The sequence below is a fragment of the Mesorhizobium sp. CA6 genome (assembly GCF_020165035.1).
Classification (GTDB): Bacteria; Pseudomonadota; Alphaproteobacteria; order Rhizobiales; family Rhizobiaceae; genus Mesorhizobium.
Genome location: NZ_JAIUHI010000033.1, coordinates 1 through 25,534, shown reverse-complemented (window position 1 = coordinate 25,534; position 25,534 = coordinate 1). Strand labels below are relative to the sequence as shown.

Here is a 25,534-nt window from a genome sequence, read left to right as displayed (position 1 = left end):
TGATGGCGCAAGGTACCGGTTTCGATTTCTTCGGCTTCGGCGACAAGCTTGCCGGCGAGGGCGAGGTGCGCGAAAAATTCTGGCGCACCGCCAAGAAGGCGGCGCGGCAGATTCCGTTCATGGACGAGGTTGTCGCCGCTTATTATTGCGCCATGGACAAGGACACGCCGCTGCGCGCCAAAGGTATCCTGCTCGCCGCGCTCGGCTATTTCGTCCTGCCGGTGGATTTCATCCCCGACTTCATCTTCGGCCTCGGCTTCACCGACGACCTTGCCGTGCTGACCGCGGCGATCACCGCCGTCAGCGCGCATATCACGCCTGCCCACAGGCAGGCCGCCAAAGACGCGCTGGCGGACAAGAGCTGATCCCGGCTCGCTTCAGGCCCGCAAATCGGCGCGGACGAAAAGACAAACTCTTGCCGTTTTCGTGGCATCCAACTCCGCGCCGGGACGTCGCACCGGCATCAATCCACGATGGCGGCGCCGATGGTGGCGGTTTCCTGGGGTGGGTTCCTTTTCTTCAAGGACAATTCACCGTTTGGTAACCCTGATTAAATCAAAATGAAGCGACGGCAGGACGCCACGCGGCCCGCCTCCGCACCATTTGGAATACGGGAAGAACGATGCGCGGATTGATTGCTATAGTTTCCAGCCTGGTCCTGGCGGCCTCGGCGGCGCCGGCGTTGGCGCAGCAGGCGACCAAGATCGGCCAGCACAATGCCTGGGGCACCTACAGCTATCAGTCGGCCGCCGGCAAGGTCTGCTATGTGCTGACCGTGCCCACCGACAAGCAGCCACCGTCGCTCGACCATGGCGACATGTTCTTCTTCGTCAGCCAGCGTCCCGGACAGCAGGTCTCCTACGAGCCGCAGTTCATCGCCGGCTACAATTTCCAGGAAGGTTCCAAGGCCACCGTCACCATCGACAAAAAGTCCTTCTCGATGTTCACCCGCGGCAAGTCGGCCTGGGTCGAGAACGCCGCCGAAGAGCCGGTGCTGATCGCCGCCATGAAGACCGGCTCCGACATGAAGGTGCAGGCTAAGTCCGGCCGCGGCAATCCCACCTCCTACGTCTTCTCGCTGAAAGGCATCTCGGCCGCGCTGGCCTCCATCGCCAAGTGCAAATAGGCGGAAACCGCATTCGAACCTGACGCAAGGCCGGACATCATGCCCGGCCTTTTGTTTGTGATGGCGCTCAGCCCTGCGCCGGCTCTGGCTGCGCCCTGCGCCGCCGGATCGCCTCGGCGATGAAGACGCGCGACAGCGCGTGGTAGAGAGGTTCGTTGGAGATCAGCCTCGCCGTGCCGTAGCCCAGCATCGACGCGCACATCAGCGCGATCACATTGTCGTGGTTGCCGGTCATCTCGAGAATGATGACGAAGGCCGTCATCGGCGCCTGCACGACGCCGGCGAAATAGCCGGCCATGCCGAGCAGCGCCGCCGTGCCGGTGGCCGTGCCGAAGACCAGGCCGAGCGTGCTGCCCAGCCCCGCACCCACCGCCAGCGACGGCGCGAAGAGGCCGCCGGGAATGCCCGATACCATCGACAAGAGGCCGGCTGCGAATTTCTCGACGAAGAAGAAGGCCGGCAGCGGCGTGCCTTCGATCGCGCCGCGCGCCTGCACATAACCGGTGCCGAAGGTCAGCCCGCCAGACGCGACGCCGATGACCGCCACGGCGAGCCCGCATATGGCCGCCACGACCAGCGTGCGCGGCAGCGGCTGCAGCGCGTTCCAGCGCCGGATGCGGCGCATGACCTTCAGCGCCGAGAGCGAGAACAGCGCGCCTACACCGCCGCCAATGATGCCGCAGGCGAGCACCAGCGGCCAGTCCGTGGCGAAGGCGACCGTCTCCCTGGCGACGCCGAAATAGGTGTAGTTGCCGAGCAGCCCGAGCGAGGCGAGGCCGGCCAGGATCACCGCCGTCAGCACCAGCCCGTTGGTGCGCGCCTCGTAGGCCCGGCCCATTTCCTCGATGGCGAAGACGATGCCGGCAAGCGGCGTGTTGAAGGCGGCGGCGATGCCGGCGGCGGAGCCTGCCAGGATCAGGCCGCGCGCCTGCGCCATGCCGCCCCAGCGCGCCGCCTGCAGCATCAGCGAAGCGCCGACCTGCACTGTCGGGCCCTCGCGGCCGATCGAGGCGCCGCAGGCGAGGCCGACGATGGTGAGCGCGATCTTGCCCACCACCAGCCTCAGCGACAGGATCCGGCTGCGGTCTTCCTCGTCGCGCAGATGCCGCGCCGCGATCGCCTGCGGAATGCCGCTGCCTTGCGATCCCGGAAAGAAGGAATGCGCGAGCCAGGCGCAAAGGACGAAACCGAGCGGCGTCACGACGAGCGGCAGATAAAAGCGCCAGCCGCCGTCATTGCCCGTCACGGCATGGAACCGGGCCTGCGCGCGGTCGGCGAGCAGGGCGAACAGGACGCTGATCAGGCCGATCGATATGGCGCCGGCCCAGAAGACGAGACGCGGTTGCCAGACGCGCCGCGACATCCACATGGCGTGGGAACGCCGCAGCATGCGGTATTTTCGGGATATGCCGGCCATGACCGTCCTCGTGATGGTTGCCCGCCCTAGCACACTCGCCGGGTCGATCAACCCGGGAGGGCGAGCCCGACGCTATGTCAGTCAGGTCTAGGACCGGTGCTCAAGGGGACGTTTAGCGGATGGCGGATAACCCGCCGGCGCACCGGCCGGCGGGGAGGTCGGCAGGCAGGACCGGCGAGGTCACATCGCCATTTTTTCACATTCGGCCTCAGCCTTCTTGGTCGACGTGTCGATCATGTAGGCCTTGCCCTTGGCGTCGGTGATCATCATCATGCAATGCTTGATCGGCTTGGCCATCTTCATCATTTCGGCGCTCATCTTGGCGTCCGGCATCATGGTGCCCATGTGGCCGTCCGGCATGATCGCGGTGACCTGTCCGCCCTTCATCATCGTCATGGCGCCCATCGTGTCCTCGGCAAGGGCCTGCGAGGCGCAAAGACCGGCGAGGCCGGCAATGAGTGCGAACTTGATCGAGTGCATTTGAACAACTCCCATTGTTGAGGGGCATGGTCGCCCCTTTCAGGTTCGCGGATGCGTTTCGATTGGTTACGCCAACACGAAGATGTGATCTGTTTTCAAGGGCCATCGCCAGTCGCGGCCTTCTCCCCCTGTGGGAGAAGGAAAGCGGGGCGCATGACTCCGGCGCCGGGCTGTGCTATGCGCCGCGTTTCCTGTGCGGCCGGTGCTGAAATCGGCCGCAAATCGCTTATATTGGCGCCACCATGACCATTTCGCTTGATCTTACCGCCGAAGGCGCACGTGACGCCTTGCGCCGCGCAGCACCGGCCGAGAAGCCGTCGCTGATCGGCCTGACCCGTGCCGAGCTCGGCGAGGCGCTTGTCGGCGCCGGCATCGTGCCGGAGCGCCAAGCAAAGATGCGCGCCCAGCAGCTCTGGCACTGGATGTATGTGCGCGGCGTCTCCGACTTCGCGCATATGTTCAACATCTCCAAGGACCTGCGCGCCGAGCTCGACAGGCATTTCACCGTCGCCCGGCCCGAGATCGTCGAGGAGCAGATCTCTGCCGACGGCACGCGCAAATGGCTGTTCCGCTTTCCGCCGCGCGGCGCCGGCCGGCCCGTTGAGATCGAGACCGTCTACATTCCCGAGGAAGGCCGCGGCACGCTCTGCATCTCCTCCCAGGTCGGCTGCACCCTGACCTGCTCCTTCTGCCACACCGGCACGCAGAAGCTGGTGCGCAACCTCACAGCCGAGGAGATCCTTGCCCAGCTGCTCACCGCGCGCGACCGCCTCGGCGACTTCCCCGACCGCGACACGCCGGACGGCGCCATCGTGCCGGCCGAGGGCCGCAAGGTATCCAACATCGTCATGATGGGCATGGGCGAGCCGCTCTATAATTTCGAGGCGGTGAAGAAGGCGCTGCTGATCGCCTCCGACGGCGACGGGCTTTCCTTGTCAAAAAGACGCATCACGCTTTCGACCTCCGGCGTGGTGCCGGAAATCTTCCGCACCGGCGAGGAGATCGGCGTGATGCTGGCGATCTCGCTGCACGCCACCAATGACGACCTGCGCGACCTGCTGGTGCCGATCAACAAGAAGTTTCCGCTGAAGGAGCTGATTGCCGCCTGCAAGGCCTATCCCGGCCTCTCCAATGCCAAGCGCATCACCTTCGAATATGTGATGCTGAAGGACGTCAACGATTCCCTCGACGACGCCAAGGCGCTGGTCAAGCTGCTCAAGGGCATTCCGGCCAAGATCAACCTGATCCCGTTCAACCCGTGGCCGGGCACCAACTACCAGTGCTCGGACTGGGAAACGATCGAAAAGTTTGCCGACTATATAAACAATGCCGGCTATGCTTCGCCGATCCGCACCCCGCGCGGCCGCGATATCCTCGCCGCCTGCGGCCAGCTGAAGTCGGAGTCCGAGCGCATGCGCAAGGTCGACCGGCTGGCGCTCGAAGCCATGATGATCGCAGGGCACGGCGAGGCGTGAGGCGCATCATCGCCTATCTCGTCCGCTTCGCCGTCATTCTGGTCGGCTATATCGTCGGCTCGCTGGCGGCGAGCGCCTTTCTCAATATCCTGGTCCTCGCGCATCTGGGCTACACCCCGGCCGATCCGGAGCCGGCGGCGACCGCCTCGCTCTATTTCTCGGTGCCTTTCGTGGCGCTGTTCGTCGCCTATTTCGCCTTCATGCCTGCGGCGGTCGTCATTTTGACCGCCGAAGTGCTCGGCCGGCGCGACTGGCTGTTCTACGCGCTGGGCGGCGCCGTCATCGCACTCGTTTTCCTCGGCTTCGTGCATAATGTGGGCGACGCCAATTTCGATGTCACCGAAACCAATGCCCGGCTGGCCGTGATCGGCGCCGGCATGGCCGGCGGCATCTTCTATTGGCTCTCCGCCGGCCGCTGGGCCGGAAGCTGGCGCCGTGAGGCGCTGCTCGACCTGGAGCGGTAGGCTGCACCCGGCTCAACTGAGCCAAACTCCGGCTTGACCCCGGTTCGATGCTCCCGCATCACTGGACCATGCCGAAGATGCCGCAACCGGGCGCCAAGCCCCTCGTCACGCCCCTTGCAGCACAGGGATTGAGACCCGTCTTTGTCGACCGCTGGAGCGACAAGATCCGAATCCGCACGCTCAGGCCGGCGGATGTGACACCCGAGATCGCAGCTTGGCTAGCCGATCCCGCCGTCATGGAAGGATTGAACGCGCCGCAAAAAGCGATGGGCCTCGATGCCTTCCGGGCCTATGTCGCCAGCTTCGATAATCTGAAGCGCAATCTCATGACGATCCTCGGTCTGCCAGACGGCCAGCCGCTCGGCCTGGCCGTCATGGAGGTCGATCTCCGGCACCGGCTCGGCTCGTTGCACTTGATTATCGGCGATCCGGAGAACCGGGGTAGGAATGTTGCCTTTGAGGCATCTGCCGTTCTGCTCAGGCATTTCTTTCGCGAGCGAAAGCTCGAGAAGGTGACCTTTCAGCCGCTGGCGCGTAACGCCGCGGCTATCGCCGTGTGCGAACGTTTCGGATTGCGGCTGGAAGGCACGTTGCGGGCTCATCGCATAGATGGCCGGACCGGCAAGCGCCTCGACCAGATGCTCTACGCGCTGACATTGGAAGAATATGACGAACGCGTTCGCGCCTTGGAGGCGGCCGGCATGGTTCGACCCTTCGCCGGCCCTGGTCTCCCGACCCAAAAACTGCCCTAAAAACGGTACGCTACGCCGAATTTTACTGTATCGAGGGACGGTCGGAAGCGCGCGCCAGCCGTGCCGCCCGGCCCAGGTTCGATCTTGTCGAATGCGTAGTGGAGGTATTCCCCTTTCAAGGACCAGTTCGGCGCGAGTGCATACTCCGCGCCCAAGCCGATCACGCCGCCCACCTTCACGCCTGAAAAATCCGCAGTCGACCCGACCGGCGCAAAAATGGAACGGTCATAGGAAGTTGCCTGGAAATGCCCGGCAGCCACGCCGCCGGTGACATAGGCAAGGAGTTGGTCGGTCGGCGTGTAACCGGCTCTCAGCCTCGCCGTCGCGACCCAGTCGACGTCGTAAGTATAGGCTTCGCCCTTGCCGAGAAGGTCTAGGTGGCCGAATTTTGTGTCGTGCATGCCGACGAAATCGAAATCGCCGGCGACGCCGTAAACGAAGTCCCCGCTCTGCCAATCGTGCCCGGCATAGATGCCGCCGAGATAACCATCCTTTTGATGGCTGCCGTCGAAGTTTGTCGTGTCGGCATCGAAATCGACGGAGGAGTGGGCATAGCCGCCCTCCACGCCGACATAAGATCCCGACCAGTTATAGGTCGCCTCCTGCGCGCTGGCCTCGCAGACCAGCCCGATCACGGCAACGGATGCCAAGAGTAAGCTCTTCATTAGTCCCCCAATATGCCCTAGCGAATCTTCTAGGTGGGCAGAATCCTGGGGGCAAGAGCAGCAATGCAACAGCGCCGGCGAATTTTACGCGATGGCTAACGCCCTACTTCGCCTGCGCGGTCAGGATCTTGAGCGCGAAGGCCGAGAACACGCCGCCGAACAGATAGTCGACCACGCGCGTCACCCGCGGGCTCGCCTTCATCGCCGCCGAAAATTTCTCCGCCGCCAGCACCATCGGCGCCGTCACCGGGATCGACAGCACGATGAACATCACGCCGAGGAAGAACAGTTTTCCGGACGCGTTCGGATCGTGCGCGGAGACGAATTGCGGCAGGAAAGTCATGAAGAACAGGATGATCTTCGGGTTGAGCAGGTTGACGCCGAGCCCGGCCGCCCAGCTGCGGAACAGCGAAACCTGCGGTCCCGTCCTCTTCTCCGGCGAAAAGGCCGAGCCTTTCGTCACCGCTTGAAAAGCCAGGAACACCAGATAGCCGGCGCCAAAAATCTTCAAGACGAAAAAGGCCATCGGCGAAGCGACGATCAGCGCCGAGATGCCTACCACCACCAGCGTGGTGTGGATCAGTGTGCCGCAGAGCGCGCCGGCCATGGAGGCGAAGCCGGTGGCGCGGCCCTGGCTCAGCGTGCGCGACACGAACAGCGTCATGTCCGGCCCAGGCGTGATCGCCAGGATGATGGTGGCGATGGCGAACTGGATGAGCGTCGAAGTGTCGGGAATGAAGGACATGGAAGGCCCGGTGTCGTGATGGTTTGCGAGTTTATAACGCGGCTGCCCCAGTCGCGCCAGCCGCGGCGATTGGGGCATCCTGCTCACCTTCGTCTCTTGCGCCGCCCGGAAAGGCCGTGATACCTCGCCCGCGAAGCTATTTTCCCGCGGAACCGCCAAAAATGCCCAAGACCAAGAACATCAAGAAAGTCGTGCTCGCCTATTCCGGCGGCCTCGACACCTCCATCATCCTGAAATGGCTGCAGACCGAGCTCGGCGCCGAAGTCGTCACCTTCACCGCCGATCTCGGCCAGGGTGGTGAGCTCGAGCCGGCGCGCCGCAAGGCCGAGATGATGGGCATCAAGGACATCCGCATCGTCGACGTGCGCGAGGAATTCGTCGCCGACTTCGTCTTCCCGATGTTCCGCGCCAACGCCGTCTATGAAGGCACCTACCTGCTCGGCACCTCGATCGCCCGGCCGCTGATCTCCAAGCATCTGGTCGAGATCGCCAAGGAAACCGGCGCCGACGCCATTGCCCATGGCGCCACCGGCAAGGGCAACGACCAGGTCCGCTTCGAGCTTTCGGCCTATGCTCTGAACCCCGACATCAAGGTCATCGCGCCGTGGCGCGACTGGTCGTTCAAGTCGCGCACCGACCTTCTCAACTTCGCCGAGCAGCATCAAATCCCGGTGCCGAAGGACAAGCGCGGCGACGCGCCCTTCTCGGTCGACGCCAACCTCCTGCACTCCTCCTCCGAAGGCAAGGTGCTGGAGGATCCGTGGAGCGAGCCGCCGGAATTCGTCCATCAGCGCACCGTCTCGCCGATGGATGCGCCCGATGTCGTCACCGAGATCGAGATCGAGTTCCTCAAGGGCGATCCTATCGCGCTCAACGGCAAGAAACTGTCACCGGCCACCATGCTGGCGGCGCTCAACGACCTCGGCCGCGACAACGGCATCGGCCGGCTCGATCTGGTCGAGAACCGCTTCGTCGGCATGAAGTCGCGCGGCGTCTACGAGACGCCCGGCGGCACCATCCTGATCGCCGCCCACCGCGCGATCGAATCGATCACGCTCGACCGCGGCGCCGCGCACCTCAAGGACGAGTTCATGCCGCGCTACGCCGAGCTCATCTATAACGGCTTCTGGTTCTCGCCCGAGCGCGTGATGCTGCAGGCGATGATCGACAAGAGCCAGGAAGACGTCGAAGGCACGGTGCGGCTGAAGCTCTACAAGGGCAATGTCATCGTCACCGGCCGCAAGTCGAAGAAAACGCTCTACTCGGATGCGCTGGTCACCTTTGAGGACGACCGCGGCGCCTACGACCAGAAGGATGCCGAGGGCTTCATCCGGCTCAACGGGCTGCGCCTCAGGACGCTCGCGGCAAGGAACCGCAAAGGCTGAAGCTGATGATCTCCCCCTTGAGGGGAGATGTCGCCGAAGGCGACAGAGGAGGTCGCCGCGGATGGGCCCCCGGCGTCGTCTCTCGTCGCGAAAAGCGTTGGCGCTTTGTGCGAGGCGACTCTCTCTGGCCTGCCGGCCATCTCACCCTCAAGGGGGAGATTCCCGCTTGCCCGGCTTCGCCAACAAAAAAGCCCGACGCGCAAGGCCGCCTTGTGTAAACGCTCCATTAGTCGGCGCGATTAATTCGGCCGCAACCGGCGGCTGGTAAATCGTGAACTGACAAAGGAGGCCTAACCCACCATGCCGAAGGCTGCGCAGCTCCTGATCGGCATTATCATCGTCGCGGGCGCTTGCTGGGTCGGTGCATATACCGGCGCTGCAATCACCGTGATCACGATGGGTTTCCTCGGCGGCGTCGGCGAGCTCGTCAGTGTCATATTGCCCTTGCTGGCAGCGGCATTTGTTTTCTGGCGCGGAACGCGTAGCGGTAAACCCGGCTATCAATGGGCACCTCTCGTGTTCTTCGTGGGCTGGGCCTTGGTTTCGGTGGCGATGCGCGGCTACCTAACCCTTGAAGCGGCCAAGGTGACGTCCCCGGCGATCGACCCGGACCTGGCGAAGATCAAAACCCTGGTCGTCGACGATTTTCTCAACACCAGCCGCACCTTCGTTTCGGAGGGCGTCGTCGATCAGTTGGTGGAGATCGCGCACAAGGACAACAATCCCGCCAACCCGATCAGTTCCGTTCGGCAGACGACGCTTGCCAGCGGCCCAGAGTGTACCGATGAAGACATGGCACGATCCGCACAATTGCGGGCTGTCGGCCGGACCGACGAATGTTTCAAGCAAACGATGCTCCCGGCCGTTCCGGATGGGCTGCGCATTCTTCATCCGGCCGACTATCACTGGGGCCCAAGCCAGCCAGGCAAACTCACGGCGGTCGTCGCCGACAACGGCCGGGAGACTGAAGTCCTGCAATGGCGCCGAAACTCCGCGCGTGTGCCGGCCTATCTTCCGCTGTTCAGGATGGGCATGGGCTCGTTCGACCAGGCGCAAACGATCTGGGAAACGCGCTCGGGACCTTTCGAAGTGGTCAACTATGGCGACGTTGACCTGACACCGCAGGCCATGGCGGCAGCGATCTATCGCTTCGACCCGTCCCTTCCCCCTAAGCCAAAGACCGCCCACCCGGCAGTTTTGGCTGAACAGGCGTTCGCGCTCGCGTCTCGCGGCGACCTCAGCGCCGCCCTTAACATCGTCGCCCTTCTCGACCGGAAGAACTATCTCGATGACAACATGGTCAAGGCGGCCGCCTATGCCATCTTCAAAATCAAAAGTGACATTGCCGGCGGTCGACTGCCCAGGCTGGACAAATTCGCCGACAAGCTGAACGTGCGACAGCGTAACCTTCTGAACGATGAGATCATTCGAATTCTCACGACGCCTGCGACATGCAGGTGCCGGGCATTCCTTTTTAGTTCCGCTGATCTCGGACAGCGAGCCATCGACGCTTTCCAAAACACGTCCGACTTGGAGCAATGGCAATATGACGGGCTTCTGACCGCAACGATGTACGTCGCCACGCCATTCAGGGAGCACCGCCAGAAATTGTTCGCCAGCATCATGGCCTCGCATGACCCATCGAACGGTCGTCGCTTGGTCTCCTACGCCAGAATGGCCGGACTTACTCTGCTTGACGCGGAAATGCGGGCATTGATGTCGAAACTGCCTGAATTGCGGGGTGAGGAACTCTTTTTGCTCGCGGTGGACGTTCGCCTGCCTTCGCCCGCGCAGGCCGCCAGGTTCAGCAGCACATACGATCCGCAACTCAACGTCCACAGTGATACCTGGCGTGCCTTCTGGGGGGCCATGCGCTCGCAGGCTTCCCGTATCCCAGATGACAAGCAAAGGCTGCGAGCCTTGGATGAAATCGGGAAAAGACAGGCCGAAAGCTAAGCAACTCCAGTAAAAGTTCACAGCGGCGGAATTGCGCACAAAGAGATGGAGCGGTTTCCGTGAAACGCTCTACAGCAGTTCAGCGATCAGACGCCGAACTGCTGCACCAGGGATGAATTATCAATCCGCGTCAATCGCCTCGGCGATACGGGCGATGGCCTGCTGGTAGACGCTGGCCGAGTTCCAGCCCGCGATCGCGCCCATATTGGCCTCGTAGCTCGCGCCGGCCTGCCAGCCATGCGCCTTGAGATAGTTGGCGGTAGAAGCCAGCGCCGTATTGCGGTCGCGCAGGTTTCCGCTGCCGACGCCATATTTCAGCACGTTTCCGGGCAGGAACTGGGTGTGGCCGATCTCGCCATGCATGGCGCCAACCGAGGAGGCGCTCAGCGCGCCGCGATCGACCAGCTTCAGCGCCGCGATGGCGTGCGGGGTGAAATAGTCCGGGCGGCGGCAGTCATAGGCGAGCGTCAGGATGGCCGACACCGTGTTCTGATTGCCCATCGAGGCGCCGAAGCCGGTTTCCATGCCCCAGATGGCGAGCAGCACGCCCGGCGGCACGCCATAGGTCCGCTCGATATCGGCGAACATCGCCGCGTTGGCCTTCTTCAGCGCGCGGCCTCTCGAGATGATCGCGGACGCCCCGCGGCGTTTCATGAAAGCCTCCACCGAGCCGCTGAAAGCCTTGTGGATGGCGCGATCGGCCGAAATCGTCCTTGTCGCGTAGGTCGCCCCCTCCAGCGCCGAAAGCCCCCTTTGGCCGACGCCGTTGGCCTTGGCCTCGGCGGCAAAGTCCTGCTTCCAGGCGTCGAATCCGGCGCCGTTCTTGCCGCAGCTGGCCGCGGCTTCGGCGCCTGTCGCCAGCCCCAGCATCGCCACCACCGCCGCGGCGGCCGCGAAAATTCTTCTTTTGGCAAAAAATGCCATGTCCTTCTCCTGGTTGCCTTGAATCACGTCCCGATTGCGAATTTGCCAGCGAAACGCCCGGTTGTCACCGTCCTCGCGGGGGACGTAAAACCTGACACTGGCGAAAGAAGGGCAATAGCCTGCGATCGGCCATCAGGTGTGGCGGGCCTGCCTCATGAAAGACGTTGATGTCGTGATCATTGGCGCCGGTCCGGCGGGACGTGCCACGGCTAAAGAGCTCACGCCCTTTTGACCGGAAACCCGAGAAATCATGGAACAATTCGTGAGCGGCCGAAAGGCGCTTTAGCCGGAACGCATAAGCTTTGGTTTCGTTTCCGACCGCGAGGGAGCGTGGAAAAATGGAGTGAAACCATGAAACGCGTACTGTTTCCGGCGCTTGCCGGCGCGCTGTTCGCCATGTCGGGCGCGGCCTTGGCCGACACCGCCGTCTCGGCGGTGGCCGATCTCAATGTGCGCGCCGGCCCCGGCCCGCAATATCCCGTGATTGGCGTGCTGGCCGCCGGCCAGTCGGCAACGCTCACCGGCTGCATCGCGAACAGCAAATGGTGCACGATTGCCGAAGCGGGCGGCAATGGCTGGGTCTATTCCGACTATGTGACGGGCGATTTCGGCGGCAGCCGCGTCGTGCTGACACGCCGGCCGGCCAATGCCGGCATCGCCGTCGTGTCGCCGCCGACCGATAACATCTACACCACGGACAGCTACACCGGCGCCATCGTTCCCGGCGACGACGCCATCGAATCGATCAGCAGACCGCCGGCCGAGGTCGGCACCTATGTCACCACGCACCGGGTCGATCCGGTCTATCTCGAGGGCGAGGTGGTGACCGGAGCCACGCTGCCCGACACGGTCGAGCTGCGCGAGATCCCCGATTACCGGTATCGCTATGTCTATGTGAACAACCAGCCGGCGCTGGTCGACCCCGGCACGCGGCGCATCGTCTATGTGATGCGCTGATCGGGCTTGATCGTCGTCAAACGAGCGGCCGCCGGCGATGGCGGCCGTTTCTTTTCCGTGCTGACGGCTCAGGCTTGCCTGCGTTCAATGCACACGTTTGGGATTGGCCGAAGCGTCCGAACTTCGTCATCCACGGGCGGAGCGGAAGCGAAGCGGACGCGTAGACCCGAGGATCCATTCCGTGACCCCGGCCGAAGAGCGCAGCGGGGCAGAATTCTGCACTGTGGCAACGCTCGGAAGTAACGGAATGGATCCTCGAGTCTGCGCCGCGTCGCTTCGCTCCTTGCTCCGCCCGTGGATGACGACGAGATGGCGTTCCAGCTAATCTCCTACCTTCGTGATCGCGCGTTAGTGTTCCGTGGTACGAATTCGATGTTCGTGCCCTCAACGCGATCCAGTCAGTCCCGGCTCAAAGCAAGGTAATCGCGCGGTAACCACCGACCTCCTACACAATACAGCCGAAAGCCTTCGGCAGGGGAGCCGCGTGACGATCGAAAATGCCGCCTTCGAGCGCTATCGCCGCTCGCCGAACGAAAAGACCAATTTGCTGCGGCTGTTCTTCGGCACGGCAATCGTCATTGCCTTCTGGATGGCGACGACGGCCGTCGTGCTGTTTGCCGGCACCTATGTCTACATCGTCTGGCGCCTGCCCGGCCCCTCGACCGGGCAGTACATGCAGGACTTCCTGGCATCGCCCGTCGGCATCCTCAGCGCGCTGAGCTCCTTTGCCGGCATCTGGATCGGCCTGTGGGTGGCGATGCGTTTGGTGCATGGCGAGCCGCTGTCGGCTCTCTTTGGCGTCACCCGCCGCATCGCTGGCGGCGATTTCCTGAAGGGCCTGGTCGCGGTGCTGATCACCTCGCTATTTTCCGAGGTGCTGCTCTATTGGCTGCAGCCGGAGATCGCCCGCGGACCGATCACCCTGTCGTCCTGGCTGCTTTTCCTGGCGCCGATCGCGCTGCTCGCATTCCTGCAGACCTCGTCGGAGGAAATGCTGTTTCGCGGCTATCTGCTGCGCGCCCTCGCTCGTCGCTTCAGGAGTCCTCTGGTCTGGGCGGTGCTGCCGGGCCTGCTGTTCACGTCGCTGCACTGGAATACGGCCTCGACGCTGGCCATCAATGCCAGTGTCTTCATCTCGATCGGCACATTCGCCCTGCTGCTCACGCTCCTGGTCTATGTCACCGGCAATCTCGGCGCCGGCTTCGGCGCCCATCTCGGCAATAACCTGACCGGCTTCCTGCTGATCTCGCACCAGGAGGCCTACAATTCCTTCGCGCTGCTCAATGCCAAGCCTCTCGAAGGCTCCGGCTGGACCAATCTGGACGCCGTTCTCATCGCGGCGATCGGCGTCGTCAGCACGCTTCTGACGATGCTGCTGCTTTTGCACCGGCGCTCGCCGCTGCGGGTTGGGGCGACCCGGCAAAGTCCGCTGTGAGACGCCCCAAATGGCGGCGTTTTGGCCCGGATTCCGGGATATTTTTTGACGCATGTCGTTGCCGCAAAACCGCTGCGCACTTTTGCGCGACATGCGTTGGCCTTGACTCCGCGGCCGATTTCCTGTCTAGAGCCGCTGAATTCCGCGACGAGTTTTCTTTCGCGAAAGCCGACCAGGACGCCGAAACCTCTTTGAGGCGGGTGCTGTAAAGAGATCCTGGAGGCCAACACCCGGCAGCGCGATGCGCCCCCGGGTGCTTTTTGGCTTTGCGCTTTTGCTTGGCGACCCGGCGCGAACGCACTACCTCTCGGTCGAACCCCACCGAGATCAAGGACCGCAGATGTTTGAATCCCTCCAGGAGCGTCTTGGCTCCATCCTGAACGGCCTGACCGGCCGCGGCGCGCTCTCCGAGGCGGACGTCTCGGCGGCTTTGCGCGAGGTGCGCCGTGCGCTGCTCGAGGCCGACGTCGCGCTGGAAGTGGTTCGCTCCTTCACCGACAAGGTGCGCGAGAAGGCGGTCGGCGCCGCCGTGCTGAAGTCGATCAAGCCCGGACAGATGGTCGTCAAGATCGTCCATGACGAGCTGGTCGAGATGCTCGGCGCCGAGGGCGTAGCCGTCGACCTCAACGCGCCGGCGCCTGTGGTCGTCATGATGGTCGGCCTGCAGGGTTCCGGCAAGACGACGACCTCGGCCAAGATCGCCAAGCGGCTGACCGAGCGGCAGAACAAGAAGGTCCTGATGGCCTCGCTCGACACGCGGCGGCCCGCCGCGCAGGAGCAGCTGCGCCAGCTCGGCGAGCAGACCAAGGTCGCGACACTGCCGATCATCGCCGGCCAGAGCCCGGTCGATATCGCCAAGCGCGCCGTGCAGGCCGCCAGGCTCGGCGGCCATGACGTCGTCCTCCTCGACACCGCCGGCCGCACCCATATCGACGAGCCGCTGATGGTCGAGATGGCCGACATCAAGAAGGTGTCGAGCCCGCACGAGATCCTGCTGGTCGCCGACTCGCTCACAGGCCAGGACGCCGTCAATCTGGCGAAAAGCTTCGACGAGCGCGTCGGCATCACCGGCCTGGTGCTGACCCGCATGGACGGTGACGGCCGCGGCGGCGCGGCGCTGTCGATGCGCGCCGTCACCGGCAAGCCGATCAAGCTCATCGGCACCGGCGAAAAGATGGACGGGCTGGAGGAATTCCACCCCAAGCGCATCGCCGACCGCATCCTCGGCATGGGCGACATCGTCTCGCTCGTCGAGAAGGCCGCCGAAACCATCGACGCCGAGCAGGCGGCGGCGATGGCGAAAAAGATGCAGTCGGGCAAGTTCGACCTGAACGACCTTGCCCAGCAGCTTCAGCAGATGTCGAAAATGGGCGGCATGGGCGGCATCATGGGCATGATGCCCGGCATGGGCAAGATGAAGGACCAGCTGGCCGCAGCCGGCCTCGACGACAAGATGTTCGGCCGCCAGCTCGCCATCATCTCCTCGATGACCAAGGCCGAGCGCGCCAACCCCGATATCCTCAAGCACTCGCGCAAGAAGCGCATCGCCGCCGGTTCCGGCACCGACGCGGCCGAGATCAACAAGCTCTTGAAGATGCATCGCGGCATGGCCGACATGATGAAGGCGATGGGCGGCAAGGGCAAAGGCGGCGGCCTCATGCGCGGCATGATGGGCGGCCTCGCCTCGAAAATGGGGCTGGGCGGCATGATGCCCGGCGGCGGCATGCCCGACCTGTCAAAGATGGATCCCAAGCAGCTCGAAGCCCTGCAGAAGCAGGCGCAGGCCGCCGGCCTCGGCAAGGGCCTGCCGGGCGGGCTTCCCGGTGGCGGCGGACTGCCGGGCCTGCCTGGCGGCATGAAGCTTCCGGGTCTGCCGGGCCTGGGCGGCGGGCTGCCCGGTTTGGGCAAGAAGAAGTGAAGGGGCGATGAACGAGGAGAAAGACATGGCCGATGCACGCGCCATCCTGGCCGGCTACCGCGCTTCGATCGACAATATCGACGCCGCCCTCATCCATATGCTGGCCGAACGCTTCCGCTGCACCAAGGCGGTCGGCGTTCTGAAGGCCGAGCATGGCCTGCCGCCCGCCGACCCGGCGCGCGAGCAGCAGCAGATCGCCCGTCTTCGCCAGCTGGCGAAGGATGCGCATCTCGACCCGGATTTCGCGGAGAAATTCCTCAACTTCGTCGTCCGCGAAGTGATCCGGCACCACGAACAGATCGCCGCTGCCAACGGCGTGACGAAAACCGGCTGAACCCAGCTGAAAACTCATCAACGAAATCAGAGCTTTTAGGAGACAAAGAAATGGCACTGAAGATCAGACTGGCCCGTGCGGGCTCAAAGAAGCGTCCTTACTACCACGTCGTCGTCGCCGACGCCCGTTCGCCGCGCGACGGCCGTTTCATCGAGTCGCTCGGCTCGTGGAACCCGCTGCTGCCGAAGGACGGCGAGCGCGTCAAGGTCGACGCCGACCGCGTCAAGCACTGGCTGTCGCATGGCGCCCAGCCGACCGACCGCGTGCTGCGCTTCCTCGACGAGGCCGGTATTGCCAAGCGCGAGGCCCGCTCGAACCCGAACAAGGCTCTGCCCGGCAAGAAGGCGCAGGAACGCGCTGCCTTGCTGAAGAAGGCCCAGGAAGACGCCGCTGCGGCGGCTGCCGCGGCGAGCGCCGCACCGGCCGAGGCTGAGGCGGCCAGCGCCGAGTAATCACGGTTCTTCGTCGCTTATGAAAACGGCGGGTATCGGCCCGCCGTTTTTCTTTGTTCGATTTCGGTCCGATATCTCAATAGCCGGACGGGCAGCGCGCCACATAGACACGCCCGTAACGGTCGCGATAGCGGCACTGGCCGGCTTCGCTGGCATGGCCGATCAGCGCGCCGGCCACTGCGCCGACCGCGCCGCCCACGACCGCGCCCTGCACAGGGTCGCCCGCCACTGCGGCACCGACCGCCGCACCGCCCAGGCCACCGATCGCAGCACCCTTTTCCGTTTGCGAGCAGGCGCCAAGGGCCACCGTCAGCACCAGGATGGTAATTGCTTTCTTCATTGCTGTTCCTCTCTCAAGCGCCGTCCTCGCCGCCATGCCCTAAACTCACAAACAGCTAAATTGATCCCGGCAATGATGAAGATTGGCCGGCTAGGCCCCGGCCGGATTTGCAGCACTGAACGCCAACTCGTTGAAACTTCATGGTTTTCAGCGCTCCGTAAGGCGCTTCAGATTGCCGAGCCCGGCCTCGAAATCCTTGCCGATGAGCGTGTCGAAATTCATGAACAGGCTCATCAGCTTGGCGATGAAGGGCCTTGCCCCGCGCATCGCCCAGGTGACGGTCGTGCCCTCGCCGGACGGCGAAAGCGTGAAGTCGACGCTGTTGTTGGCCTTGAACGGCTTTTCGAAGTCGAGCTTGAGCGACACCAGCGATGACGGCACCGAATTTGTGATCTCCATGCGGCCCTTGCCGGCCTTGGAGTTGCCTTCCCAGGCATAGGCCGCGCCTTTGCCGCTTTCGGCGCCCGACAGCGTGCGCTTCATGCCGGGGTCGAGTTTTTCGAAGGGCGACCATTCGGGCCAGCGCCGGAAATCGTTGATCAGCGGGAAGATCGTCTCGGCCGGCGCCTTGATGCTGGCCGAACGCGTGACGACGAAATCGTTCGGCCGGGTCGCGGCATAGGTCAGCACCGCGGCGACGATGACGACCAGGATGATGAGGATGGTGGCAAACATTTCTTTTGCTCCTCTATCGCGAGAACGGGATCAGCGCCCGCACCCTTTGGTCGCGCAGGTAGAGCCCGCCCCACAGGATTATGCCGAGATAGACGCCGAACAAGGTATGCGAGAACAGCGGGTTGCCGATCCGCACATGCGTCGAAATCGCGCCGCCCATATAGGCGGTGAGCAGGATGGCGCCGAGCACCGATGTACGTGGCCATGCGTAGAGCGCAGTCGAGATCAGCCCGATGACACCCAGCATGCGCGCGACATTGGCGTCGGCCGGCCAGCCGAGTTCGGTCATCGTCCGGGTGACAACATCCAGCGGCGGCAGCTTGATGACGCCGTCGAAAATCATGAACAGGATGACGACGGCGCTTAGCACGCGCCCGGTCCACAAGGCGCCGTTCGAGACAGGCACGGCTTCGGAAATGCTCATGGGTGTTCCTCCTGATGGTTCAAGGGCCGGCTTTCTGCCAGCTTCGAACCAAGGACGGAGAACCACGCGGCGATCCTACGGGTCGGGGTGCGCTTTTTTCAAAAGCGTGGTTCAGTGCGTGGAACGGAAGGTGGCACGATGACCGGCGAGACCGACCTGGGCAGGCTGTTGGCTTCGATGACGCCGCAACTGCTCGCCGGAACCTACGTCTTCGCTACGCTGGCGCCGGACGCGGCCATGCCGGATGGGCTCGATCCCGTCATGCAATTCCGCGAGCACGAAGGTTTGACGCTGATCGTCGCGGAAGACGCAGCGAAAGCAGCCGGCCTTGCCGGCACGTTCCGCAGCCGGATGATCACGCTCGACATCCACTCCTCGCTGGAAGCCGTCGGCTTCCTCGCCGCCATCACCACGCGGCTCGCGGCGGCAGGCATGGGCGTCAATCCGGTGTCGGCCTTCTATCACGACCATCTGTTCGTGCCGGCGGAGCGGGCGGAGGAAGCGCTGGCGATATTGCGCGGCCTGGCGGCCGAAAATGGGCCTGAGCTCAGCGCCTGAGGACATAAAGAATATCCGGCAAGCTTTCCTCATTGGCCGAGCCGTCGCCGAGGGCCTCGGCGCGAAAACCGTGGCGTTCGTAGAAGCGGCGCGCGCCGGTATTGGCCTGGAAGCAATGAAGCTTGACTACAGGTATGCCGGCGGTGGCTTGAGCAAGCAGCCGGCTGCCGATGCCTTGTCCAGTCCAGGCCGGATCAAGATAGAGCTGCTCGACCCATTCGCCCTTGGCGGCGATGAAGCCGACGATGCATTCGGCGGTCTCGGCGACCGCCACTTGCTGCTCGGGCAGCAGGATATCGCGGATGAAGGACAGGTCCTCCTCCGGCGTGTGCAACACCGGCATCCAGTCGAAGGCATTGACCGACGCGCGCATCAGCTTGGCGATGGCGGCCGCGTCGGAAGCGATGGCCGGACGCAGGAGGATATTGGAAGCCGGACCGATCATGAGCTCAGCTGACCCGAAAAGTGCGAGCGTTCCCTTTTCCCCTTGTGGGAGAAGGTGGATCGGCGCGACAGCGCCGAGACGGATGAGGGGTGTTCCAGCGGAGTGAGACGTCAGCGTTCCCTGGAACACCCCTCATCCGTCGCCTTCGGCGACACCTTCTCCCACAAGGGGAGAAGGAAGAACCGCCACGGCCGAAGGCCGAGCCTGCGACTGCGGGCCGCCGGTCGTCCGGCGCGCCCGCGCAGGGCCAGCCGCGGCAGCGGCGATACGGCCCGTGAGCGAAAACAAACGCCCGAAGGCCGAGCCTGCGACCGCAGGCCGCCGGTCGTCCGGCGCGCCCGCGCAGGGCCAGCCGCGGCAGCGGCGGTGCGGCCCGTGAGCGAAAACAAACTGCCGTCAGGCCGCCTTCTTCTTTGGCTGGATCAGGCCGCGCTCGACCAGGAGCTCCGCGATCTGGACGGCGTTCAACGCCGCACCCTTGCGCAGATTGTCGGAGACCACCCACATCGACAGGCCGTTGTCGACGGTCGAATCCTCGCGGATGCGCGAGACGAAGGTGGCGTCCTCGCCGGCCGATTCCAGCGGCGTGATATAGCCGCCGTTCTCGCGCTTATCCAGCACCTGGCATCCGGGCGCCTCGCGCAGGATCTCGCGCGCCTCATCCGCCGTGATCGGCTTCTCGAACTCGATGTTGACCGCTTCCGAATGGCCGATGAACACCGGCACGCGCACGCAGGTCGCCGTCAGCTTGATCTTGGGGTCGAGCATCTTCTTGGTCTCGGCCACCATCTTCCACTCTTCCTTGGTGAAGCCGTCGTCGAGGAAGACGTCGATATGCGGGATGACGTTGAAGGCGATGCGCTTGGTGAACTTCTTGACGTCGACCTGGTCGGCGACGAACACGGCGCGGGTCTGTGTGAACAGCTCGTCCATGCCTTCCTTGCCGGCGCCCGACACCGACTGGTAGGTGGCGACGACGACGCGCTTGATGGTGGCGACGTCATGCAGCGGCTTCAGCGCCACGACCAGCTGCGCCGTAGAGCAGTTCGGATTGGCGATGATGTTCTTGCGCGTGAACAGCGAAATCGCGTCCGGGTTCACTTCCGGCACGATCAGCGGCACGTCCTGATCGTAGCGGAAGGCCGACGAATTATCGATGACGACGCAGCCCTGCTTGCCGATCTTCGGCGACCATTCCTTCGACACGTTGCCGCCCGCCGACATCACGCAGATGTCGGTGTCGGAAAAATCGTATTGATCAAGCGCCTTGACCTTCAGCGTGCGGTCGCCGAAGGACACTTCGGTGCCCTGGCTGCGCCGCGACGCCAGCGCCACCACCTCGCTCACCGGGAAGCCGCGCTCGTCCAGAATGTTGAGCATTTCGCGGCCCACATTGCCCGTGGCGCCGACTACCGCAACCTTGAAACTCATCTGGTATCTCCTGTCCCTCTCCGCTTGGTTATTGGAGAAAACCCGCCGGCCTCATGCGGGTTTCGCCCCCCGGGCCGTACCCGGGAGAGGGTGGTTAGGCCAAGGGAATCACACCGTTTTGGTGGTGGTTTTGGCCGTAGTTTTGCTGGAACGGACGGACGCGTCTAAGCCCCCAGCCCAATGCGTTACATTGTGGCTGGGGGAGTCGAATGCAAGAAGAGCCATCGAAAGGCCGCGCATCGGAAAACCATCCCGTTCGACGCGGGCTTTTACGCAGTTTGGCAGAAGAGTCAATTGGCGTAGCGCCTCTCCTTCTCCCCTTGTGGGAGAAGGTGGATCGGCGCGTAGCGCCGAGACGGATGAGGGGTGTTCCAGCAGAGTGAGGCGTTGGCTTTCCCTGGAACACCCTTCATCCGGCCGCTTCGCGGCCACCTTCTCCCACAAGGGGAGAAGGGAAAGGCGGTGCCGTCTGCTCTGTACAACGGCGGCTGTAGCAAGTACGAACGGCCCAAATTTCGTTTGGCTGACGCAGTGCCGGCCTTGTGCTCCAATGGCGAGCGCAGAACCCCGAATTCCGAAAGAAGAAAATGTCCAGTTTCGAAACGATTGTTCCTGCGCTGGCTCAGGCGCTGGAAAAGCGCGGTTATTCGGCGCTGACGCCGGTGCAGAAGGCGGTGCTTGGGCCTGAGCTCGGCGAGGCCGACGCGCTGGTGTCGGCGCAGACCGGCTCCGGCAAGACCGTCGCCTTCGGTCTTGCCGTGGCGCCGACCCTGCTCAGTGGCGCCGAGCGCTTCGGCGACGCCGGAGCGCCGTTGGGCCTGGTCGTGGCGCCGACGCGCGAGCTGGCGCTGCAGGTGCGGCGCGAGCTGGAATGGCTTTACGAGCTGACCGGCGCTGAGATCGCCTCCTGCGTCGGCGGCATGGACATGCGCACCGAGCGGCGCGCGCTGGAGCGCGGCGCTCACATCATCGTCGGCACGCCGGGCCGGCTGCGCGACCACATCACGCGCGGCGCGCTCGACATGTCGGCGCTGAAAGCGGTGGTGCTCGACGAGGCCGACGAGATGCTCGATCTCGGCTTCCGCGAGGACCTGGAATTCATCCTCGACGCCGCGCCCGCCGGGCGCCGCACGCTGATGTTTTCCGCCACCGTGCCGCGCTCCATCGCCACGCTGGCGAAGAGTTACCAGCGCGACGCCGTGCGCATCTCGGCCGGCGGCGGGGAAAAGCAGCATCTCGATATCGAGTACCGGGCGCTTTCGGTCGCGCCCGCCGATCGCGAGAACGCCATCATCAACGTGCTGCGCTATTACGAGGCGGGCAATGCGATGGTGTTCTGCAACACCCGCGCCGCCGTCAACCATCTCACAGCGCGTTTCAACAACCGCAATTTTGCGGTGGTGGCGCTCTCCGGCGAGCTCAGCCAGAACGAGCGCAGCCACGCCCTGCAGGCAATGCGCGACGGCCGCGCCAAGGTCTGCATCGCCACGGACGTCGCCGCGCGCGGCATCGACCTGCCCAATCTCGATCTCGTCATCCACGCCGACCTGCCGAGCAATCCGGAGACGCTGCTGCATCGCAGCGGCCGCACCGGACGCGCCGGCCGTAAGGGCGTCAGCGCGCTGATCGTGCCGGGCAATGCGCGCCGGCGCACCGAGCGGCTGCTCGCCAATGCCGGCCTGACCGCGGCCTGGGCGAGCCCTCCCTCAGCCGACGAGGTGCTGCGGCGCGACGACGAGCGCATCCTGGCCGATCCTTCCTTCGGCGAGCCGGTGAAGGAGGAAGAGCGCGACTTCGCCGCGGCGCTCCTGGAACGGCACGGCGCCGAGCTGGTGGCCGCCGCCTTCGTGCGGCTTTGCCGTGCAAGCCGCTCGGCGCCTGAGGACCTGATCGATGTCGCGCCCTTCGCGCCATCAAAGGAGAAGTTCGCACGCCGGGAAGAGACATCCGGCCGCGGGGAAGAAACATCGGGCCGCCGCGACGATTTCGGCGATAGCGTCTGGTTCTCGCTCTCGGTTGGCCGCCGGCAGAATGCCGAGCCGCGTTGGCTGATCCCGATGCTGTGCCGCACCGCCGGCATGTCCAAGCGCGAGATCGGCGCCATCAAGATGCAGCCGGAGGAAACCTTCGTGCAGATCGTCGCAGACTGGGCCGACCGGTTCGTCGCCGCGATCGGCCCCGACCGCAAGCTGCAAGGCAGCATCGCGGTCAGGCGGATCGACGGCACGCCGGACCTGTCGCGCGCCGGCTACCAGCCACAGAGGCCGGAGAAAAAGCCGCACCGCGGCAAGCGGTCTTTCGACCAGGGCGCGCCCGGATTCGAGAAGCGGGCGCCGGGCGAACGACAGCGTGCTGCGGCGCTGGACACCTGGGCGAAGAAACCCGGCAAGGCGAAATTCGACAAGCCAAAGTTCGATGGGCCGAAATCCGACCAGCCGGCAAAGCGCAAGAAGCCGAAGAAGCGACCAGCCTAGGGTCGCGACGAAAGTTAGAAGCCGACCCGCAGCGAGCGCCGGCGTTCTCTTTCGGTGGCAAATCGCAACCTTCGAGATTGGCCGAGCGTCCGAACTTCGTCATCCACGGGCGGAGCGGGAGCGAAGCGGACGCGCAGACCCGAGGATCCATGCCGTGACCTCGCGCGAAGAATAGGGACGACGCAGAACAGGGAGCCGTTCTGAACCGCTGCGACGCTCACAGGTCACGGAATGGATTCTATGGTCTGCGCTGCGTCGCTTCGCTCCTTGCTCCGCCATAGAATGACGAACGCGTGGGGTGCGCAATGTCGACCCTAGCCCAGCGAATGTCGACGGTCATACGATCATCCCAGGAACTTGGCGATGATGGCGTCGCCCATCTCGGTGGTGCCGACTTCCTTCATGCCCGGGGAAAGAATGTCCTTGGTGCGCAGGCCGTCGTCCAGCACGGCGGCGATGGCCGCTTCCAGTCTGTCGGCCTCGGCCACCATGCCGAAGGAATAGCGCAGGCACATGGCGAAGGAGGCGATCATGGCGATCGGGTTTGCGATGCCCTTGCCGGCGATGTCGGGCGCCGAGCCGTGCACCGGCTCGTAGAGCGCCTTGCGCTTCTTGGTCTTGGCATCCGGCGCGCCGAGCGAGGCCGACGGCAACATGCCGATCGAGCCGGTGAGCATGGCGGCGATGTCGGAGAGCATGTCGCCGAACAGATTGTCGGTGACGATGACGTCGAACTGTTTTGGCCAGCGCACCAGCTGCATGCCGCCGGCATCGGCCAGCATATGGTCGAGCTTGACGTCGGAATAGCGCGCCTTGTGGGTCTGCGAGACTACCTCGTTCCACAAGACGCCCGACTTCATGACGTTGCGCTTTTCCATCGAGGTGACGTGGTTCCGACGCGTCCGCGCGAGCTCGAAGGCGACGCCCGAGATGCGCTCGATCTCGAACGTGTCGTAGACCTGGGTGTCGATGCCGCGCTTCTGGCCGTTGCCGAGATCGATGATCTGCTTTGGCTCGCCGAAATAGACGCCGCCGGTGAGCTCGCGCACGATCAAGATGTCGAGGCCCTCGACCACCTCCTGCTTGAGCGAGGAGGAAGCGGCCAGGGCCGGATAGCATATCGCGGGCCTGAGATTGGCGAACAGCTCCATGTCCTTGCGCAGGCGCAAGAGCCCAGCCTCGGGGCGCACCTCGTAAGGCACGGCATCCCATTTAGGCCCGCCCACGGCGCCGAACAGCACGGCATCCGCCGCCATCGCCTTCGCCATGTCGGCGTCGGAGATCGCCGCGCCATGCGCGTCGTAGGCGCAGCCGCCGACCAGGCCCTCATCGGTGGCGAAACCGCTGCCGAGCTTGTCGTTCATGGCCTTGATCAGCTTCTTCACCTCGGCCATCGCCTCGGGGCCGATACCGTCGCCGGCGAGCAGGAAGAGATTTTTCGAAGCCATGGAGAACCGTCCCAATAGTATTTGGAGAAACCGCGGCCTTGCTAAACGCCAAGCGGGCCGGGCGCAAGAGGATGTCTCGAAGCTCGGTTCCTCGCCCCCGCCGGAGGTGGGGGAGAGGTGTCCGCGAAGCGGACGGAGAGGGGGCCTTCGTAGGGCGCTCCCCTCTCCGTCTCAGCTTCGCCGAGCCACCTCTCCCCACTTCGTGGGGCGAGGAACCCCAGCTACCGATGCGACAGAATATTCACCAGCCGCCCGAACGGATCGCGCACATAGAAGCGCCGCACGCCCCAGGGCTCGTCGGCCGGGCCGTATTCGACGGCGAAGCCGGCGGCCTTCATTGCGTCGAGCGCCGCGTCCACATCGTCGACCTCGATCGACAGGTCCGGCACCGGCGTGCCGGATCCGCCTTGCGCCATGAAGCTCACCTGCACCTGCATCCGTTCCTCGGACCCGTAGGTGGCGATCCAACCCATATCCATGAGCAGATCAAGCCCGAGCACGTCCTGGTAAAAGCGCTTGGCCGCGGCAATGTCGGATGTGGCGATGTTGGCGACGATGCGCTCGACTTTCACCATAGGCTGACCCCTGCTTTGCGCGCTTCCTAGTGCCGGCAGCCTATGCCGTGCGCCTCAGCGCCGTCACCTCGATCTCGATCTTCATCTCCGGCTTGTTGAGCTGGCACACGATCATCGTCGCCGCCGGGCGGATGTCGCCGAATGCCTCGCCGAGGATCGGGAAGACCACGTCAACATAGGCCTGGTCGGTGATGTAGTAATGCGCGCGCACCACGTCGGCCATGTCGAACCCGCCTTCGGCGAGCGCCTTGGCGATGGTGGCAAGGCAATTGCGCGTCTGCGCCTCGACCGTGTCGGGCATGGTCATGGTGGCATAATCATAGCCGGTGGTTCCCGACACGAAGCACCAGTCGCCCTGCACCACCGCGCGCGAATAGCCGGCGGTTTTCTCGAAGGGCGAACCGGTGGAGATGAGCTTGCGCATGGGAGCCTCCTCGCGTTGGTTGCGCCCCCTCTAGCAGGGGAAGACGGGTCTGGTCGTGGGCCAAGCCGGGCGGACCGTTGTCAGGAAAGGTAAGCGCGACATGGGTGATTGGCCGAAGCCTCCCTCCGGTCGTCATTCCTGGGCGGAGCAAGGAGCGAAGCGACGCGCGCAGACCATAGAATCCTGTGTGTTGGTTCTGGTGTATGGTTGAAGTGGGAAGGAGACCGAATGAATCCTGGTCGTCCTTTCGGACAG

General features: G+C 64.1%; 27 protein-coding genes. 14 read left to right on the top strand and 13 right to left on the bottom strand.

What is annotated here, in order from left to right; all coding sequences use genetic code 11:
- The first annotated feature begins 2 nt into the window (after positions 1–2).
- Together LB526_RS29130 and LB526_RS29125 are read left to right on the top strand one after the other, a co-directional pair.
- Entirely contained in the window at positions 3–365 is a 363-nt protein-coding gene (locus LB526_RS29130; RefSeq protein ID WP_095770030.1) for a YkvA family protein, read from the top strand.
- A 257-nt stretch (positions 366–622) separates the two neighbouring features.
- Positions 623–1,126 carry an invasion associated locus B family protein gene (locus LB526_RS29125; RefSeq protein WP_095769999.1) on the top strand — a complete coding sequence of 168 codons (504 nt, stop codon included), beginning with the start codon at positions 623–625 and terminating at the stop codon, positions 1,124–1,126.
- A gap of 67 nt (positions 1,127–1,193) precedes the next feature.
- Here the strand turns inward: LB526_RS29125 and LB526_RS29120 are convergent, their stop codons facing one another.
- Entirely contained in the window at positions 1,194–2,543 is a 1,350-nt protein-coding gene (locus LB526_RS29120; RefSeq protein WP_224630610.1) for a chloride channel protein, read from the bottom strand.
- A gap of 180 nt (positions 2,544–2,723) precedes the next feature.
- Positions 2,724–3,023, bottom strand: a complete 300-nt coding sequence (locus LB526_RS29115) for a hypothetical protein (RefSeq protein ID WP_224630609.1) — start codon at positions 3,021–3,023, stop codon at positions 2,724–2,726.
- A gap of 242 nt (positions 3,024–3,265) precedes the next feature.
- Here LB526_RS29115 and rlmN point away from each other — a divergent pair, with 242 nt between their 5' ends.
- From rlmN to LB526_RS29100, 3 genes are read left to right on the top strand one after another with little or no spacing between them, the layout of a single operon-like run.
- Positions 3,266–4,498, top strand: a complete 1,233-nt coding sequence (rlmN, locus tag LB526_RS29110) for a 23S rRNA (adenine(2503)-C(2))-methyltransferase RlmN (protein ID WP_224630608.1) — start codon at positions 3,266–3,268, stop codon at positions 4,496–4,498.
- Positions 4,495–4,962 carry a hypothetical protein gene (locus LB526_RS29105; RefSeq protein ID WP_224630607.1) on the top strand — a complete coding sequence of 156 codons (468 nt, stop codon included), beginning with the start codon at positions 4,495–4,497 and terminating at the stop codon, positions 4,960–4,962. Before rlmN ends, LB526_RS29105 begins: the two co-directional genes overlap by 4 nt.
- 47 nt (positions 4,963–5,009) lie before the next feature.
- Entirely contained in the window at positions 5,010–5,714 is a 705-nt protein-coding gene (locus LB526_RS29100) for a GNAT family N-acetyltransferase (RefSeq protein ID WP_140845980.1), read from the top strand.
- On the opposite strand, the gene LB526_RS29095 is transcribed toward LB526_RS29100, so the two are convergent.
- Positions 5,711–6,349, bottom strand: a complete 639-nt coding sequence (locus tag LB526_RS29095; protein WP_318013294.1) for an outer membrane protein — start codon at positions 6,347–6,349, stop codon at positions 5,711–5,713. The two genes, LB526_RS29100 and LB526_RS29095, sit on opposite strands and share 4 nt — an antisense overlap.
- A 133-nt stretch (positions 6,350–6,482) precedes the next feature.
- Positions 6,483–7,124, bottom strand: coding sequence for a LysE family translocator (locus tag LB526_RS29090; protein WP_095770006.1), 642 nt, complete (start codon positions 7,122–7,124; stop codon positions 6,483–6,485).
- 161 nt (positions 7,125–7,285) lie between these two features.
- Here LB526_RS29090 and LB526_RS29085 point away from each other — a divergent pair, with 161 nt between their 5' ends.
- Complete coding sequence (locus tag LB526_RS29085; RefSeq protein WP_224630605.1) at positions 7,286–8,509, top strand: argininosuccinate synthase; 1,224 nt, start codon at positions 7,286–7,288, stop codon at positions 8,507–8,509.
- Positions 8,510–8,809: 300 nt separating this feature from the next.
- Positions 8,810–10,465, top strand: a complete 1,656-nt coding sequence (locus LB526_RS29080) for a hypothetical protein (protein ID WP_224630604.1) — start codon at positions 8,810–8,812, stop codon at positions 10,463–10,465.
- Between the two features lie 120 nt (positions 10,466–10,585).
- On the opposite strand, the gene LB526_RS29075 is transcribed toward LB526_RS29080, so the two are convergent.
- Positions 10,586–11,389, bottom strand: a complete 804-nt coding sequence (locus LB526_RS29075) for a lytic transglycosylase domain-containing protein (RefSeq protein ID WP_224611329.1) — start codon at positions 11,387–11,389, stop codon at positions 10,586–10,588.
- 351 nt (positions 11,390–11,740) lie between these two features.
- Here LB526_RS29075 and LB526_RS29070 point away from each other — a divergent pair, with 351 nt between their 5' ends.
- From LB526_RS29070 to rpsP, 5 genes are all read left to right on the top strand, one after another.
- Positions 11,741–12,346 carry a DUF1236 domain-containing protein gene (locus LB526_RS29070; protein WP_224630603.1) on the top strand — a complete coding sequence of 202 codons (606 nt, stop codon included), beginning with the start codon at positions 11,741–11,743 and terminating at the stop codon, positions 12,344–12,346.
- A 484-nt stretch (positions 12,347–12,830) separates the two neighbouring features.
- On the top strand, positions 12,831–13,781 hold the full coding sequence (locus LB526_RS29065) for a CPBP family intramembrane glutamic endopeptidase (protein ID WP_224630602.1): 951 nt from the start codon (positions 12,831–12,833) through the stop codon (positions 13,779–13,781).
- 340 nt (positions 13,782–14,121) lie between these two features.
- A complete protein-coding gene (gene ffh, locus LB526_RS29060) occupies positions 14,122–15,699 on the top strand; it encodes a signal recognition particle protein (protein WP_224630601.1) in 1,578 nt (525 codons plus the stop codon).
- 7 nt (positions 15,700–15,706) lie between these two features.
- Positions 15,707–16,033 (top strand): chorismate mutase, encoded by a 327-nt coding sequence (locus tag LB526_RS29055; protein ID WP_095770012.1) that lies wholly within the window; start codon positions 15,707–15,709, stop codon positions 16,031–16,033.
- Between the two features lie 50 nt (positions 16,034–16,083).
- Entirely contained in the window at positions 16,084–16,485 is a 402-nt protein-coding gene (gene rpsP / locus LB526_RS29050) for a 30S ribosomal protein S16 (RefSeq protein ID WP_140845973.1), read from the top strand.
- A 76-nt stretch (positions 16,486–16,561) separates the two neighbouring features.
- Here rpsP and LB526_RS29045 read toward each other — a convergent pair whose 3' ends face one another.
- The 3 genes from LB526_RS29045 to LB526_RS29035 form a co-directional block, all read right to left on the bottom strand.
- The gene (locus tag LB526_RS29045) at positions 16,562–16,825 is read right to left on the bottom strand and encodes a YMGG-like glycine zipper-containing protein (RefSeq protein WP_095770014.1); all 264 of its coding nucleotides are present in this window, start codon (positions 16,823–16,825) and stop codon (positions 16,562–16,564) included.
- A gap of 147 nt (positions 16,826–16,972) precedes the next feature.
- Positions 16,973–17,500, bottom strand: a complete 528-nt coding sequence (locus LB526_RS29040) for an SRPBCC family protein (RefSeq protein ID WP_224532666.1) — start codon at positions 17,498–17,500, stop codon at positions 16,973–16,975.
- Positions 17,501–17,513: 13 nt separating this feature from the next.
- Positions 17,514–17,924 (bottom strand): DoxX family protein, encoded by a 411-nt coding sequence (locus tag LB526_RS29035; protein ID WP_224532665.1) that lies wholly within the window; start codon positions 17,922–17,924, stop codon positions 17,514–17,516.
- A gap of 138 nt (positions 17,925–18,062) precedes the next feature.
- Here LB526_RS29035 and LB526_RS29030 point away from each other — a divergent pair, with 138 nt between their 5' ends.
- A complete protein-coding gene (locus tag LB526_RS29030) occupies positions 18,063–18,482 on the top strand; it encodes an ACT domain-containing protein (RefSeq protein ID WP_224532664.1) in 420 nt (139 codons plus the stop codon).
- Here the strand turns inward: LB526_RS29030 and LB526_RS29025 are convergent.
- Entirely contained in the window at positions 18,472–18,927 is a 456-nt protein-coding gene (locus LB526_RS29025; RefSeq protein WP_224532663.1) for a GNAT family N-acetyltransferase, read from the bottom strand. The genes LB526_RS29030 and LB526_RS29025 overlap by 11 nt on opposite strands.
- A 396-nt stretch (positions 18,928–19,323) precedes the next feature.
- Positions 19,324–20,358, bottom strand: a complete 1,035-nt coding sequence (locus LB526_RS29020; RefSeq protein WP_140845968.1) for an aspartate-semialdehyde dehydrogenase — start codon at positions 20,356–20,358, stop codon at positions 19,324–19,326.
- A gap of 587 nt (positions 20,359–20,945) precedes the next feature.
- Here LB526_RS29020 and LB526_RS29015 point away from each other — a divergent pair.
- The gene (locus tag LB526_RS29015; protein WP_224630600.1) at positions 20,946–22,832 is read left to right on the top strand and encodes a DEAD/DEAH box helicase; all 1,887 of its coding nucleotides are present in this window, start codon (positions 20,946–20,948) and stop codon (positions 22,830–22,832) included.
- A gap of 344 nt (positions 22,833–23,176) precedes the next feature.
- On the opposite strand, the gene leuB is transcribed toward LB526_RS29015, so the two are convergent.
- From leuB to LB526_RS29000, 3 genes are all read right to left on the bottom strand, one after another.
- Positions 23,177–24,280, bottom strand: coding sequence for a 3-isopropylmalate dehydrogenase (gene leuB / locus LB526_RS29010; RefSeq protein ID WP_224549583.1), 1,104 nt, complete (start codon positions 24,278–24,280; stop codon positions 23,177–23,179).
- Between the two features lie 221 nt (positions 24,281–24,501).
- Positions 24,502–24,852 (bottom strand): VOC family protein, encoded by a 351-nt coding sequence (locus LB526_RS29005; RefSeq protein WP_224608604.1) that lies wholly within the window; start codon positions 24,850–24,852, stop codon positions 24,502–24,504.
- Between the two features lie 43 nt (positions 24,853–24,895).
- Positions 24,896–25,279 carry a RidA family protein gene (locus LB526_RS29000; RefSeq protein WP_224532802.1) on the bottom strand — a complete coding sequence of 128 codons (384 nt, stop codon included), beginning with the start codon at positions 25,277–25,279 and terminating at the stop codon, positions 24,896–24,898.
- Between the last annotated feature and the right edge of the window lie 255 nt (positions 25,280–25,534).

Coding starts and splice junctions, on each gene's coding strand:
- LB526_RS29035 (WP_224532665.1), bottom strand. CDS start 17,924: ATGAGCATTTCCGAAGCCGTGCCTGTCTCGAACGGCGCCTTGTGGACC.
- LB526_RS29025 (WP_224532663.1), bottom strand. CDS start 18,927: ATGATCGGTCCGGCTTCCAATATCCTCCTGCGTCCGGCCATCGCTTCC.
- LB526_RS29090 (WP_095770006.1), bottom strand. CDS start 7,124: ATGTCCTTCATTCCCGACACTTCGACGCTCATCCAGTTCGCCATCGCC.
- LB526_RS29015 (WP_224630600.1), top strand. CDS start 20,946: ATGTCCAGTTTCGAAACGATTGTTCCTGCGCTGGCTCAGGCGCTGGAA.
- LB526_RS29115 (WP_224630609.1), bottom strand. CDS start 3,023: ATGCACTCGATCAAGTTCGCACTCATTGCCGGCCTCGCCGGTCTTTGC.
- LB526_RS29075 (WP_224611329.1), bottom strand. CDS start 11,389: ATGGCATTTTTTGCCAAAAGAAGAATTTTCGCGGCCGCCGCGGCGGTG.
- LB526_RS29040 (WP_224532666.1), bottom strand. CDS start 17,500: ATGTTTGCCACCATCCTCATCATCCTGGTCGTCATCGTCGCCGCGGTG.
- LB526_RS29100 (WP_140845980.1), top strand. CDS start 5,010: ATGCTCCCGCATCACTGGACCATGCCGAAGATGCCGCAACCGGGCGCC.
- LB526_RS29130 (WP_095770030.1), top strand. CDS start 3: ATGGCGCAAGGTACCGGTTTCGATTTCTTCGGCTTCGGCGACAAGCTT.
- LB526_RS29000 (WP_224532802.1), bottom strand. CDS start 25,279: ATGCGCAAGCTCATCTCCACCGGTTCGCCCTTCGAGAAAACCGCCGGC.
- LB526_RS29070 (WP_224630603.1), top strand. CDS start 11,741: ATGAAACGCGTACTGTTTCCGGCGCTTGCCGGCGCGCTGTTCGCCATG.
- LB526_RS29055 (WP_095770012.1), top strand. CDS start 15,707: ATGAACGAGGAGAAAGACATGGCCGATGCACGCGCCATCCTGGCCGGC.
- ffh (WP_224630601.1), top strand. CDS start 14,122: ATGTTTGAATCCCTCCAGGAGCGTCTTGGCTCCATCCTGAACGGCCTG.
- rlmN (WP_224630608.1), top strand. CDS start 3,266: ATGACCATTTCGCTTGATCTTACCGCCGAAGGCGCACGTGACGCCTTG.
- LB526_RS29020 (WP_140845968.1), bottom strand. CDS start 20,358: ATGAGTTTCAAGGTTGCGGTAGTCGGCGCCACGGGCAATGTGGGCCGC.
- LB526_RS29120 (WP_224630610.1), bottom strand. CDS start 2,543: ATGGCCGGCATATCCCGAAAATACCGCATGCTGCGGCGTTCCCACGCC.
- LB526_RS29045 (WP_095770014.1), bottom strand. CDS start 16,825: ATGAAGAAAGCAATTACCATCCTGGTGCTGACGGTGGCCCTTGGCGCC.
- rpsP (WP_140845973.1), top strand. CDS start 16,084: ATGGCACTGAAGATCAGACTGGCCCGTGCGGGCTCAAAGAAGCGTCCT.
- LB526_RS29080 (WP_224630604.1), top strand. CDS start 8,810: ATGCCGAAGGCTGCGCAGCTCCTGATCGGCATTATCATCGTCGCGGGC.
- LB526_RS29030 (WP_224532664.1), top strand. CDS start 18,063: ATGACCGGCGAGACCGACCTGGGCAGGCTGTTGGCTTCGATGACGCCG.
- leuB (WP_224549583.1), bottom strand. CDS start 24,280: ATGGCTTCGAAAAATCTCTTCCTGCTCGCCGGCGACGGTATCGGCCCC.
- LB526_RS29085 (WP_224630605.1), top strand. CDS start 7,286: ATGCCCAAGACCAAGAACATCAAGAAAGTCGTGCTCGCCTATTCCGGC.
- LB526_RS29125 (WP_095769999.1), top strand. CDS start 623: ATGCGCGGATTGATTGCTATAGTTTCCAGCCTGGTCCTGGCGGCCTCG.